Genomic DNA, 11,806 nt, shown 5'->3' with positions numbered 1-11,806 from the left:
TACGTTGCGCCACCTCTTTTTGGAACATGCCTGAAAATTCGGGAACCTGTTCCTTCATTTCCAGCATTTTAAAAACGATCTGTGTAGAGATGTTGTAGGGAAAGTTTCCCGTAATGGCGAAGGGCTCGTCTCCGAAAAGTTGGGACAGGTCGTAGTGAAGAAAGTCCGCTTCGATGACCTGAAAAGACCCCGACCTCTGCAAAACCTTCGGATGTTCTAACGGAAAACTGTGGTTCAGGTAAACAATGGAATCCGCATCGAGGTCCATGGCGACCAGGTCGATATCCCGCAATAGCAGATATTTAGTGAGCACGCCCGTACCGGGACCGATTTCTATCACTTTCTTATAGCCATTTAAAGAAAGTGTCTCCGAAATTTGGCGCGCAATACCTTCATCCCTCAGAAAATGTTGGCCTAGATATTTTTTGGCCTTTACGGGACTTTTATCCGAGGAATATTTTTTGGTTTTCTTTCCATAATTTTTCTTTTTGGACATGACCTAGTTTTCAAATCGTGATGTAGACCCAAGCCTTTTTTCCGGAAACCAAGGTAACGCTTATCCTCTCGTAAAGGTCGCCCTCGTATTCATCCGCTCCTTTCAAATGCTCTTCGGCAATATCATATACGATGCCTTCAACGGCATCTTCCTCGTTTCCGGTATGTTCGGCCATGGGGTAGATACCGTTCACTTTGGCTTCCGAAATACAATAGCCGCGCAGGGTGTCGGCAGTACCTTCCATCTTTTTTTGGAAAAGGGCATGGTGCAGGCGTTCATCTTGGAGGGTGCCATAGGTGAACAGAAATTCGATTTTTTCCATTGGATTACTACTATGTTTTAATTGTTAGTGTTCGCTGATTACTTCTAGTTCCGTTCTGAAGGATACAAATTTGTTCGGGAAACGTGTTAAGGCATCTTCTCGCAATCGGGTAGCATCCTCGGAATAATATTTTAGCAATGTTTCTTTGTCCACGGTCGTAAATTGCACCGAATAGGTAAGGCCGCCCAACTCTTCTTCCACCAAGACCTTACTCATTTTAGCGTTCAGAAATTTGCCCGTCGCCAGCATATCGGGAATATGGGTTTCCTGCATCCATTGTAGCCATTCATGGTGAACGGATGCTTCGATGTTCGTTGTTACGTTATAGATTAGCATATAATATCAATTAACCGCATCCCCTCGCAATATCCTAAAATTCTTTCGGGCTTGTGGAAAGTAATAGCTGTCCTGATAATTATAAATAATTTTCTCGTATTCGGCCTTGGCTTTTTCGGGCTCATCGAGTACGTTTCTGTACAGTTCGCCGAGGGCGAAATGGGCATCATCGGCTAGGATACCGTTGGCGTAAAACTCCGTTATTTTGCGATAGTTGAACTCGGCGGCCTCGTAATCCTGTATACTTTCTAAAAGTTCGGCCTGTTTCAACAGTGCCTCATCCTCTATTTTTTCGCCTTTGTGGTCTGTTAAGATGCCATCTAGCTCGGCGATGGCCTCCTTTTTTTTGTTCTGGTAGGCCAAAAGGTCGGCACGGGCATATTTTTTCAGGGCGGTCTGGGTGGAATCTTCCAACGAATTGTCGGATATCAAAAGGCTCAACTGCATGGCGTCGTTGGCGATTAACTGCGAAGTTGAACTTCTCAGGACTTTCAACTGCGTCAGCGCCCAATCAAAATCCCCTTTATAAAAACTGGTCTGTGCTACTTTGAACCGGGCGTTCTGCCCCATCACATCGTTTTTCAATTTTTTCTGGATTTGGGAAAAATAAATCAAGGCCTGATTGAATTTTTTGTCATAAACCAGGATATCGCCCAAGGCCAAGGTTACGAAAGCGTCTGCCCTATCGTTGAGGGGCAAGTCCAAGCTTTTCTTAAGGAGGTCTATGGCAGGTTCGGGCGTATTCTTTTCGAAAGTTAGAAAATTGGAATAGGCCACCTGTAATTGCAAGGTCTGGTTTTTATAACCGTGGATGGCCACCAGTTCGTCGAACTTCTTTTGAATAGCATCCAGATCTTTTTCTTCGGTATTTAGCAATTGTATGTCGATCAATTGCAGCTGGGCGTTGAGTTTGGTAATTTCTTCACCGCTGTTGTCCGCAATATATTCGAATATTTCTTTTGCGGTCCCGGTTTCGGTATCCTCCAGGGCCAAATCGCCAAGGCCCTCCAAGCGTTGCATCGATGGTGCATCCATACGTTTGTAGAGCGCTTTTTCTTGGCGGAAGGCGCTGTCATATTGTTTTTGCTTTACAAAGAGCCAACTCAACAGCTCGTTCCAAAGTAGGTCGGGACTTTTTTGTGCGTTTTTTAGTAGTACTTGCTTGAACAAGAGGTTATTATCGTTCTCAGGATCGGAGGTAACGAAGTCGTCGATCTGTCGCAGCACGTTCGACCGTGAGGTCTTGCCCTCGCTGACAAGTTTCAGGTACGAAACATACATTTTTTCGATATCGCCCTGTTCGCCGTAGATGCGGGCCATTTGGTAGTTATAATCCAATTGCGGATTGAGTTCCATGGCTTTGGTGTAGGCTTTTAGCGCCCAATCCAGCAAAACGTATTTTTGAAAGCGAAACCCCACGCCGTACCCAAAGTTAGGGTTCTCGGCGATTCTTGCGATAGCCTGTCCATAGTATGCGTCGGCCTTTTTGGGCATTTTCTGCAAGGTATAATTGTAGCCCAGTTCGATGAGCAGGGTAGGGTAGGCATTGCTCTCCTCTATTTTTTGAAGGAGGAATTTTTCCGCAGCGGCATAGCGTTCCAATTGCTGGTAAGTGTCAATGAGGCCTTCGGCATAGTCCGTTCTCCGAGGATTTTGCTCGACCAATTTTTCGTAGAAAACGACTGCTTTTTCATAATCGCCGTCGTTGAAGTACTGCTGGGCGAGGAAGTCTTCTTGGGCGGCGGCGCTTCCTACGGAGAGAAGTAAACAAAAAATGAACATTACTTTCATTGAATACGTTTAAGCTCGATTTTTTTATCGATTGTATTTTGAATTAAAATCCTGCTATCAAAGTTAAGGATTAATATTGGGAAGGATGGCCGATAAAACCCGGAGTCAATTAATCACGTCAAACCCACAATACGGCACCAAAACCTCCGGAATACGAATACCGTCCGCAGCTTGATAGTTCTCCAAAATACCCGCCAAGACGCGCGGCAACGCTAAAGCACTTCCGTTCAGGGTGTGTGCCAACTGGCTTTTCCCGTTTTCGTCCTTAAAGCGCAATTTTAGGCGATTGGCCTGATAGGTCTCGAAATTGGAGACGGAACTTATCTCGAGCCATCGGTCTTGCGCGGTGCTGAAAACCTCGAAATCGTAGGTGAGGGCGGCCGTAAACCCCAAATCGCCACCACAAAGGCGGAGGATGCGATAAGGCAGTTCGAGTTCGCGAAGAATGATTTTGACATGCTCTACCATTTGATCCAAAGCGCAATAGGACCTGTCGGGATGTTCTACCCGAACGATTTCTACTTTGTCGAACTGGTGCAATCGGTTCAGGCCACGAACGTGGGCCCCATAATTACCGGCTTCCCTTCTGAAACAAGGCGTGTAGGCGGTATATTGTAAGGGAAAATCGCCGATTTCCAAAATTTGGTCCCGGAACATATTGGTCACGGGCACTTCCCCGGTGGGGATGAGGTACAGGTTATCTTCGGGCAGATGGTACATTTGGCCTTCCTTGTCTGGCAATTGTCCCGTGCCATAGCCCGAAGTTTCGTTGACCAGATGCGGTACTTGTACCTCGGTATAGCCTTCCGCGGTATTCTTGTCTAAAAAATAGTTGATAAGGGCACGTTGCAATTTCGCTCCCTTACCTTTATATACGGGAAATCCGGCACCAGCAATCTTTACGCCCAGTTCAAGATCGATGATGTCGTATTTTTTGGCCAGTTCCCAATGGGGCAGGGCATCGTTCCGTAAAACGGGAATAGCGCCCTCTTCGTAAACTTCTTCGTTATCTTCTTCGGAACTGCCCGCTGGCACGGTATCATGCGGTATGTTGGGAATCTGGTACAGTAACTTCTGCAACGCTTCGGCCGTAGTATTCAGGTCATCGCCCAGTTTTTTGGAATCTTCTTTGAGGCTTCCTGTTTTTCGCTTTATGACTTCGGCATCCTGATACTTTCCGTTTTGGTAGAGTGCGCCTATATCTTTAGAAAGTTTGTTGCTTTCCGCCAAGGTACTGTCTAATTGGGTCTGGGTTTCACGGCGTTTTTCATCCAATCGAATCACCTCGTTTAGCATCGGTGCCGCATCGATGTTCCGCTTCTTCAAGGCATCGATAAAGAGGTCTTTGTTCTCGCGTATGGCATGTAATTGTAGCATGTCTCCCTAATATTTCCAACAAATTTAAGGGAATCATTTGATGAACTTGTGTAAAAACCGATACTTTTACTTTGCATATTTCAAAACTGACGAAATAATGATTTTCGAACATTTTGCACTGAACGTAACTAATGTGGATGACGTGGTGGATTGGTATACTAAATTTGTGGGATTGAAAGTGGTCAATGCGCAAAAAGAGCCGCCGTTTATGACCTTTTTGGCCGATGCTTCGGGAAGGGTGATGTTGGAACTCTATCACAGACCGGACGAAGCGATCACTGATTTTACCTTTCAGCATTTTCTCACCTTTCATCTGGCTTTTGTATCCGAAAACGCAGAGGAGGATAAAGATAGGCTTATGGCCGAAGGAGCCACGTTCGTCGAGGAAGTACATAAAGAGGATGGCAGCCACCTCATTATGCTACGGGATCCTTGGGGGATGCCCTTGCAGTTGTGTGAGCGTACGGTTCCGTTTTAATAGTGGTCTACAACACCCCAATCAACGCCCGAAACAATTTCACCATTTTAGGTTCCGCCTTCTTCGCAACGGAAAGAATGGACTGAATATTGACCAGCTCTAGATTATCGGGGTCGCAAATATCCGTCAATACCGATACGGCCACGACGGGGAGTTTCAAATGGTTGGCGACGATAACTTCGGGTACGGTACTCATACCTACGGCGTCGGCACCCAATATTTTAAGCATGCGGTACTCTGCCTTTGTCTCCAATTGGGGGCCTACTACGGAAGCATAAACGCCTTTTTGCAGGGCTATGTTCTCTTTTTTTGCGATTTCGACGAGCTTTTCGCGCATGTCCACATCATAAGGTTCGGCCATGTCGGTAAACCGGGTGCCGAACGCGGCTACATTTTTAAAGGCCAGGGGCGAACCGCCCTGTAAGTTGATATGGTCTTCGATCAACATCAGGTCGCCCAAACCGAATTTGAGATTGATGGCGCCGGACGCATTGCTAATAAAGAGTTTTTTGATGCCCAATTGGTGCATGACCCGAATGGGGTAGGTGACATCCAATAAATCATAGCCCTCGTAAAGATGGAATCGCCCTTGCATGACCACGGTTTTTTTACCTTGCAAAGTGCCATAGATCAACTGGCCGGAATGGAATTCTACCGTTGCCAACGGAAAGAAGGGAATATGGTTGTAATGTGCTACAAGGGGATTTTCGATGGCATCGGCCAGTTTTCCTAGGCCTGTGCCTAGTACAATGCCGATTTCGGGTGAGTCAAATCCCTTTTCCTGGAGATATGTGGTAGATTCGTCAAGTTGTCTTTGTGTCATTTTTCTACGTGCTTTAAAAAGTGTTGAAAGGCCTCAATATCCTTTATATCCTCATAAACATCCACATCGTTCCGTTCTTCTAGGATAACCGCTTTTTCGTCTTTCAAATTCTCAAGGGTATCCTCTAGAACGGTTTCCCCGCCCCAACCCTTGTCCCGAAAAAGTTCGGGCTTGAAGGTTTTCATACCCAAGAGATAATAACCGCCATCTTCTGCCGGGCCTATCACGAAATCATTTTCTTTGAGCTGGGCGAAGGCATTTTCAAGGTCGTTTGGTTCAGGTCGAACATATCGCTTCCTAGTATTATAATCCGCTCATAGCCCGATGCGAATCCGTCTTGAAAGGCATTGGCCATCCGAACACCTAAATGTGGCCCTTTTTGCAGTTTTTTGTCGTAGAAAGCATCGTCCCAAATATCATCCTCCCAAATTTCCTCGGAATACCAGACCTGTTTGGCGGCGTTCAGGTTTTCGGTGATGGACACCGTATGGCCCAGCAAAAAATTATAAATATCCAATGCCGTTTCGTCGCCCACGGTCTCCGCCAACCGCGTTTTGCATTTGCCCAATTCGGGATTACGCGTAAAAATGAGCAAAAGGTCTTTTGAGGATACCAGCGTAAAATGGATGGTCTTTTTGTCGTGTTTGTTCTGTTGTGGTTGTATGATGCCCATTGGAAAAGGTTATGAGTTTAGGAAAAGTTTAGGAATTTATAAAAATAGGTTAAGGGGTTTATGAGTCTGCAAAAAAGTTTGTGAGTTTTGAGGTTTAGGAAAAAAAGCTTGAGAGTTTACTGGTTTTGAAGTTTAGAAAAAATAATTTTCGCTCGGTGCTCGGTGCTCGGTGTGCTCTATGCTTACTGCTGCTCACCATAAACTTTCTCCCCCTCAGTCAGTAACTTCCCCCAATGCTTGTTAAAGGCATGTACCTTATCGGTCTCGTGGCCTTCGGAATCATAGACGGCATGCCCTTCGTTCTTCCATTCGAAGATGCCGCCGTACAGGTTTTTCACGTTTGTGTAGCCGGCATTCATCAATTTTTCACCAATGTTTTCGGAACGGACGCCGATGGAGCAGTAGACGATGATCTCGGTATTTTTATCTTCAATTTTCGGCCAGACGGAATCCAGATCAAAGGTCTTGGCGCCGACCCAAACGGCATTTTGTAAATGGCTTACGTCATATTCCTCTTTTTCCCTAGCGTCCAGTAAAATTGCATGGTTAATGTCTTTCAGGGCAGCGACACTAATATAAGGCACGCTTTCTTTGTTGAATTTTTTAAGGGTCTTGTCCATTTTTTTCTGTGCAAAAACTGTGGGACAAAAGGCAAGGGATAAAGCAGTTATCAAAAGAAATCGCATAGTGGTGTAAATAATTGGCGTAAAGATACTATTTTAGGGAGGTTTTAAAAAGGTATGTATATCCGTTTGAAGCCTAAGAATGGTATAGGATGGTAAGACAGAGGAAGTAGGACAAGTTATTTTTTGTACCATAAATTGGCACAATTTTTTAGGTCTATCATCCTACATCCTATTTATCTTGTATCAGATCCGGAAATTATGACGTTTTGCGGATAGTCTCATTTTAAAACTAAAGAATATCCCAAAGAATAAGACATGAAATAGATAAATAATTGGATGCCGTTTCTATTCCTTGCCGTAGTTTTGGTATCCTGTAAAAACGACAAAAAGATAGAAGCGACCATGGCCAGTAAAACCGAGCAAGAAAAGTATACGGAGCCTTACCGGCCACAGTTCCATTTTTCGCCCGAATCCATGTGGATGAACGATCCTAACGGGATGGTCTACACTAAGGGGGTTTACCATCTTTTTTATCAATACCATCCCGATAGCACGGTTTGGGGGCCTATGCACTGGGGGCATGCGACGAGCAAAGATCTTTTGCACTGGCAGCATAAGCCGATTGCACTCTATCCCGATGAAAAGGGATTTATTTTTTCGGGAAGTGCAGTGCTCGACAAACAGAACTCATCGGGATTCGGTACGGACGATAATCCGCCCTTGGTGGCCATTTTCACCTATCACGATGCGGGGAGGAAAGCTAGCGGCGATACGAATTTCGAGACCCAAGGCATTGCCTACAGTCTTGATAATGGTGATTCGTGGACGAAATATGACGGCAATTCTGTAGTCAGCGATGAAAATTCGACCGATTTCAGGGATCCCAAGGTGTTTTGGTACGAACCCGACCAAAAATGGATCATGAGTCTGGTAGCGGGGCATCATGCCCAGTTCTACGGTTCCAAAAACTTAAAGGATTGGGAGTTGTTGGGCGAATTCGGCAAAGACAGAGGAGCCCATGGTGGGGTTTGGGAATGTCCCGATCTGCTACCTTTTAAAGTCGAGGGTACCGATAAAGAAAAATGGGTGTTGTTAATTAGTATCAATCCCGGTGCGCCGAACGGGGGCAGCGGCACACAGTATTTTATAGGTGATTTTGACGGTAAGACCTTTACGACCGACCAGACCGAAGTCCGCTGGATCGATTGGGGCACGGACAATTATGCGGGCGTTACGTTCAGTAATGCTCCTGACGACGAAATGATTTTTTTAGGATGGATGAGCAACTGGCTTTATGCGAACGAAACTCCTACGGAAAGCTGGCGCGGTACCATGACCCTACCCAGAAAACTGACTCTGGAAAAAGAGGGGAAGGGGTATACGCTGTTCAACTATCCGATAGAAAAAGTGGATGGCATGATTTCGGAAGGGTCTGTAAAAGATCTGAACATTGCGATCGGAGGCGAGGAGTCAATTTCCGTTGATAACCTGATGCGGTCGGAGGTCCGTTTTGTGACTTCCTCAAAAGATTTTCAGTTGAAATTTGGGAATAAGGTGGACGAAGAATTGGTTTTGACCCTAAAAAGTGATGGCAATGAACTTACGCTGGACAGATCTCGTTCGGGAAAAACCGATTTTCAGGAAGATTTTGGTAAAACCATCCAGCAAATGCCAATCCCCGATCTGCCCGATGGGAAATACGAAGTACGGATCTTGATGGATAGGTCATCCATAGAAATCTTTCTAAATAAAGGGCAATATGCGATTACGGCACAGGTTTTTCCTAACGAAAACTACAATGCATTGAACATCGTGAACACTTCGGATGCTAAGGCGTTAGAATTTAAAAATTTTGGGATAGGGTCGGTAAAAGGTGTGTGGTGATGGATTGCCCCCATCGTTATCAATAATAGCAACTAATCATTGTTTACTTTCCTAGCTTTCGTTGATTTGTTCCAAGCAAAGTGAAACCGCAAGGAATCGAAAAATTTTGGTCGGGGATTTTTTATGGCTCTGCGGTCTTTGCGACCTGCTTTGCGGACTTTCTACGAAATACGCAGTATCACGATGGGAAGTTTATTCGGTAAAATTAAAGGCATTTTTTTCGGTCATTTCTCGCGCCAATGCCTCCAGATCAATGCCCATATTTTCTTTGTTGACCCGAAGCGCTTCGGTGCGTAAGGCTACGGGAAGGTTCGAGTACCCGTCTTTGGCCCCCAAGATCATTCCCGCAACCGCGGCCACGGTATCGTTGTCCCTACCATAGTTTACGATAAACTGCATCGTCTTTTCGAAATCGCCCTCGCCGAATTGAAGTGCAGTGACCAAAATCTGCCAAATCTCCCCGGAATGGAAGGCGATGGCTTTTTCATCCTTTTCCAAAAACTGATATACGGATTCCTGACGGATCCACTCCTTTTGATTGCCCGGAAAACCTTTGGGCATTTTAAAGATCAAAGAATCTATCGCGCTCAAAGAATCCGTCAAGACTAAATCCTTTAACCCCAAAACACTTTTGACCGAGGCATCGGTGACGGAATAGGCAATGCGCCCGACCAAACGGCTGTTTTGATACCCCTCGGGGTCGATAAACGTGGCGGTGTCGATTATAGAGTCCACACTTTGGGTACGCATCGCCACATGGGTCATGGCCGAGACCAGCCCTGAAATATCATTGGCGTAGCCTATGTCAAAAATGGAATGCTGGTAGGCGATATTGTAAGCTTCTTCGGGGGTCGCGCTCACCAATCCGAACATGGGCGTGTACAGTTGGCCGGCGCAGGTCATCTCGCCACCATAAAATCGGTTCAAGGCCTTTTGATACATTTCCGGATTTTCGCGGTAGGCCATGGCGACCCGTGCCCACTCCTTGATCCAATCGATCTTTTCGATTTGGGTATCCAGAAAATCGGTTTCGAGGATATCGCGATCATCGGAGAGGCTCCGCGCCACTGAGGCGTAATAGGCCACTATAAAATCGGCAAAGTGCTCGGGATTCCAATCATTTTGGTACTTGGAGAGGTATTTCACCATGGCTAATTTCCAGCGCGTATCATCTGTAGTGGCGCCGGCAGTAAGATTGTGGCCCCATGTACCTTCGGGCGACTGTTCGCGCACCGCCGGGGTAAAACCGTTAATGTAGCCGTATTTGAGCTGAATGTCTTTGCGATGCCACATTTCGGTCGAGGCGCCCATGGCATCGCCGATAGCGGAACCGACCAAAGCGCCCAGCACCTTGTCGTGGTATGCTTCCTCGGATAGTTTTAGATCTTTGCCCGCATAATCCGATTTTTTCGGGGAAGGGATGTTTACGTCGGAAACCTTCTCCTTGCACGAGACAAGTGCCAAAAGGGTAAAAACCAAATAAAGAGGATATTTCAAAATATAAATTAGCTAAATAGTTGATTTTCAGTCATCCGTCATCCGTCATCCCAAAATAAGCCTACGTGCCTTTTTCAACAGCTTTCGCTTCTCGCCAATATCACGTTCCAGCGGTAATTGCGCCAACCCGATCAAACGGCGGATGATTTCGATGCCCGCTACTTGGCTCATCAGCTTTTTGTCGGCCTCGCCTTGATAGCGATCGTGAATCTGGTTCAAGAATCTTTTTTTTCCGGTGGCCATAATAAGATGTGCCGCCATAACGCCCATATCGAACTCCGCGAAACCGGGGAAAGCAAATTCGGGGTCGATGACATAGAGATTATCGGCTTCGGTCATCCAACTTCCGGGATAATAATCGCCGTGCAGCAAGGTTTTTCCGGGGGATAGGTATTTTTTTCCGATGCGATCGACCACCGATTTCAACGCTGTATCCGTTTTAAAGGGAATTGAAAGTTCTTGCAGTCCGGGTTGCACGTCGTCAAGGTCAAGACCGTTATCCTCAAGAAAGGGAAGCACGAAAATATGTTGGTGGTTCAACCGTCGCATTTCAAGGTTATCCGGAAAGTCGTCCTCCACGTTCTTCCTATGGATAAGCCCGAGTATAAAAATAAGTCTGTCCAATTCCTTTGCCGGTATAGCCCTTTTGTGGTAGATGGAGACCATATCCTCGCAATGCCCCAGATCCTCAAGAAGTAATAGGTTTTCCGCGGAATCATATCCTAAGATATTGGGAATATGCGCATTGACCGCATTATCCCTTACGGCCTGGTAAAAGCTCTTTTCAACCGTAATACGTTCCACCGGAGCTTTGACCTCTTGGTACTTTTGCACATAGGCGCGCGATTGTTTTAGGATAAAGGAGCGTTGATCGGTCACCACACGAAGTACAACGTTCATATTTCCCTCGCCGGGTTTCTCTATGGATGTGATTTTTTCTTTGGCATTCAGCCATTCCCTTTTTAGGAGGTACTCCTGAAGTTCGGGTAGCGGGGTCGATATATCTATGGTAGTCAAAATTGGAGTTTTATGCAAGATACTGGTAAAAATAATCAATCCCTTCTACTCGATCTGGATTTTTTTGGCATACACCTAGATCCGGAATTTTAAAAGAAAAAATGGGATACAATTTTATACAAAAAGACCACAACTCTTGAGTCGTGGTCTTTTGTGGTGCCTCCAGGAATCGAACCAGGGACACATGGATTTTCAGTCCATTGCTCTACCAACTGAGCTAAGGCACCATCCCTATAAGGGGCTGCAAATATAATTTCAATTTTGCGATATACAAACAAATAGTAAAAAAAAGGCGATTGTTTTTATTCGTTTTTTGATCTTTGCGACATGAACTTAGTTATAGATGCCGGAAATAGCTCGGTGAAACTGGCTGTTTTTGAGGCAAGAAAATTGGTGTTCCATCAAAATGTCCAAACCGAACATGTGGCAAGACAGGTAAAGGAAGTCTGCGAGCATTACCCGGGCATAAAGCGGAGTATCGTTTCT

Annotated in this window: 11 protein-coding genes, 1 tRNA gene and 1 pseudogene; 2 read left to right on the top strand and 11 right to left on the bottom strand. The window is 45.7% G+C overall.

Annotated features, from left to right (window positions below; all coding sequences use genetic code 11):
- From ACEW8S_RS04425 to serS, 5 genes are all read right to left on the bottom strand, one after another.
- Window positions 1-496 (bottom strand): rRNA adenine dimethyltransferase family protein (locus ACEW8S_RS04425; RefSeq protein WP_373516972.1); only part of this gene is annotated, 496 nt, incomplete at its 3' end.
- Between the two features lie 10 nt (window positions 497-506).
- Window positions 507-818: a gamma-glutamylcyclotransferase gene (locus ACEW8S_RS04420; RefSeq protein ID WP_373516971.1), complete on the bottom strand. Its 312-nt coding sequence runs from the start codon at window positions 816-818 to the stop codon at window positions 507-509.
- A 24-nt stretch (window positions 819-842) separates the two neighbouring features.
- A complete protein-coding gene (locus ACEW8S_RS04415) occupies window positions 843-1,154 on the bottom strand; it encodes a DUF4286 family protein (RefSeq protein WP_373516970.1) in 312 nt (103 codons plus the stop codon).
- Between the two features lie 6 nt (window positions 1,155-1,160).
- On the bottom strand, window positions 1,161-2,945 hold the full coding sequence (locus ACEW8S_RS04410; protein ID WP_373516969.1) for a tetratricopeptide repeat protein: 1,785 nt from the start codon (window positions 2,943-2,945) through the stop codon (window positions 1,161-1,163).
- 105 nt (window positions 2,946-3,050) lie between these two features.
- The gene (gene serS, locus ACEW8S_RS04405; protein WP_373516968.1) at window positions 3,051-4,322 is read right to left on the bottom strand and encodes a serine--tRNA ligase; all 1,272 of its coding nucleotides are present in this window, start codon (window positions 4,320-4,322) and stop codon (window positions 3,051-3,053) included.
- A gap of 97 nt (window positions 4,323-4,419) precedes the next feature.
- Here serS and ACEW8S_RS04400 point away from each other — a divergent pair, with 97 nt between their 5' ends.
- Window positions 4,420-4,800 carry a VOC family protein gene (locus ACEW8S_RS04400; RefSeq protein ID WP_373516967.1) on the top strand — a complete coding sequence of 127 codons (381 nt, stop codon included), beginning with the start codon at window positions 4,420-4,422 and terminating at the stop codon, window positions 4,798-4,800.
- Between the two features lie 7 nt (window positions 4,801-4,807).
- On the opposite strand, the gene ACEW8S_RS04395 is transcribed toward ACEW8S_RS04400, so the two are convergent.
- From ACEW8S_RS04395 to ACEW8S_RS04385, 3 genes and pseudogenes are all read right to left on the bottom strand, one after another.
- Entirely contained in the window at window positions 4,808-5,623 is an 816-nt protein-coding gene (locus ACEW8S_RS04395) for a purine-nucleoside phosphorylase (RefSeq protein ID WP_373516966.1), read from the bottom strand.
- Window positions 5,620-6,296, bottom strand: a pseudogene (locus ACEW8S_RS04390) (TIGR04282 family arsenosugar biosynthesis glycosyltransferase). Before ACEW8S_RS04390 ends, ACEW8S_RS04395 begins: the two are co-directional and overlap by 4 nt.
- A 182-nt stretch (window positions 6,297-6,478) precedes the next feature.
- Window positions 6,479-6,916, bottom strand: a complete 438-nt coding sequence (locus ACEW8S_RS04385; RefSeq protein WP_373516965.1) for a rhodanese-like domain-containing protein — start codon at window positions 6,914-6,916, stop codon at window positions 6,479-6,481.
- A gap of 342 nt (window positions 6,917-7,258) precedes the next feature.
- Here ACEW8S_RS04385 and ACEW8S_RS04380 point away from each other — a divergent pair, with 342 nt between their 5' ends.
- Window positions 7,259-8,806 (top strand): glycoside hydrolase family 32 protein, encoded by a 1,548-nt coding sequence (locus tag ACEW8S_RS04380; RefSeq protein ID WP_373516964.1) that lies wholly within the window; start codon window positions 7,259-7,261, stop codon window positions 8,804-8,806.
- A 192-nt stretch (window positions 8,807-8,998) separates the two neighbouring features.
- On the opposite strand, the gene ACEW8S_RS04375 is transcribed toward ACEW8S_RS04380, so the two are convergent.
- The 3 genes from ACEW8S_RS04375 to ACEW8S_RS04365 form a co-directional block, all read right to left on the bottom strand.
- Window positions 8,999-10,303 carry an ADP-ribosylglycohydrolase family protein gene (locus tag ACEW8S_RS04375; protein WP_373516963.1) on the bottom strand — a complete coding sequence of 435 codons (1,305 nt, stop codon included), beginning with the start codon at window positions 10,301-10,303 and terminating at the stop codon, window positions 8,999-9,001.
- A 45-nt stretch (window positions 10,304-10,348) separates the two neighbouring features.
- Entirely contained in the window at window positions 10,349-11,320 is a 972-nt protein-coding gene (locus tag ACEW8S_RS04370; protein ID WP_373516962.1) for a phosphotransferase, read from the bottom strand.
- A 154-nt stretch (window positions 11,321-11,474) separates the two neighbouring features.
- A tRNA-Phe gene (locus ACEW8S_RS04365) sits at window positions 11,475-11,547 on the bottom strand.
- Window positions 11,548-11,806 lie beyond the last annotated feature (259 nt).

This window comes from Pricia sp. (assembly GCF_041745955.1).
Lineage (GTDB): Bacteria > Bacteroidota > Bacteroidia > Flavobacteriales > Flavobacteriaceae > Pricia.
The sequence above is the reverse complement of the archived record's forward strand: the minus strand, read 5'-3'. Positions and strand labels throughout refer to the sequence as shown.

Excerpts from the sequence above, each read along its gene's own strand:
- ACEW8S_RS04380 (WP_373516964.1), top strand. The coding sequence starts at position 7,259 with ATGCCGTTTCTATTCCTTGCCGTAGTTTTGGTATCCTGTAAAAACGAC.
- ACEW8S_RS04400 (WP_373516967.1), top strand. The coding sequence starts at position 4,420 with ATGATTTTCGAACATTTTGCACTGAACGTAACTAATGTGGATGACGTG.
- ACEW8S_RS04395 (WP_373516966.1), bottom strand. The coding sequence starts at position 5,623 with ATGACACAAAGACAACTTGACGAATCTACCACATATCTCCAGGAAAAG.
- serS (WP_373516968.1), bottom strand. The coding sequence starts at position 4,322 with ATGCTACAATTACATGCCATACGCGAGAACAAAGACCTCTTTATCGAT.
- ACEW8S_RS04385 (WP_373516965.1), bottom strand. The coding sequence starts at position 6,916 with ATGGACAAGACCCTTAAAAAATTCAACAAAGAAAGCGTGCCTTATATT.
- ACEW8S_RS04415 (WP_373516970.1), bottom strand. The coding sequence starts at position 1,154 with ATGCTAATCTATAACGTAACAACGAACATCGAAGCATCCGTTCACCAT.
- ACEW8S_RS04420 (WP_373516971.1), bottom strand. The coding sequence starts at position 818 with ATGGAAAAAATCGAATTTCTGTTCACCTATGGCACCCTCCAAGATGAA.
- ACEW8S_RS04410 (WP_373516969.1), bottom strand. The coding sequence starts at position 2,945 with ATGAAAGTAATGTTCATTTTTTGTTTACTTCTCTCCGTAGGAAGCGCC.